Origin of the sequence: Nitratidesulfovibrio liaohensis, from assembly GCF_011682075.1 — a bacterium.
In the GTDB taxonomy this organism is placed as follows: Bacteria; Desulfobacterota; Desulfovibrionia; order Desulfovibrionales; family Desulfovibrionaceae; genus Cupidesulfovibrio; species Cupidesulfovibrio liaohensis.
On record NZ_VSMK01000701.1, the window covers coordinates 1 to 754 of the forward strand.

The window sequence follows — 754 nt, forward strand, 5'->3', positions numbered from 1 at the left end:
AGGCCCACCCCGGTGAGGCCGGACAGCCCCACGCCCGACGCCCAGGCCAAGGCCCCGCGCGCCTCCACGTCGTGGGCATCGGCACGCAGGCGCGCGGCGGCACGCACGATGGTACGCAGCAGGGCCTCGTTCTGGGCCAGCACCGCTTCTTCGGCAAAGAAGGGAAGTTCCGTGTCCTTGCGCCTGACACCAGTCGAGGCGGACGCGGCTGGCGTGCCCACCACCGAAAATTCCAGCACGTGGCTCATGGCGTCGACCGCGCCGTTCACGGTCAGGTGCCAGGGCAGCCCTTGCTGGAAGGTCACATCCACGAAGGTGGCCACCGGCGAGGGACAGCGCATGCCCCACTTGTGGCCCGACGCGCCCCGGGTGATCACGGCGTTGCCGTTCATTTCCGATCCGGTGCCCGACAGGATGGACACCGCGAACACCGGCAGCGAGCGGGTGACCGGCTTGCGCTCGGCAAAGGGGCTCCACGGGTCGCGCCCCTCGGCCAGCAGGGGCACCAGCGCCGCAGCCGCCTTGGTGGCGTCGATGACGCTGCCGCCTCCGATGGCGACAAATCCCGTTCCGCCGCCGATGGGGGAATTGCCGACGGAACCTTCGGGACCGGTGCCCGCCGCCGCCGCGATGCGCAGCACGGTGCCCAGATCCGGATTTGCCGTCACGCCCCACACCTCGCCGCGGCGCACGCCCGCCCCATCCAGCGAAGCCACGGCCTGATCGTACGCGCCCACACGGCGCGCCGCCTCTC

1 protein-coding gene is annotated in these 754 nt (G+C 71.6%); it reads right to left on the minus strand.

The features are described 5' to 3' along the window. Window positions 1-754, minus strand: a 754-nt coding sequence (locus FVW27_RS17960; protein WP_167127840.1) for an iron-containing alcohol dehydrogenase, incomplete at both ends; no start/stop codon positions are given.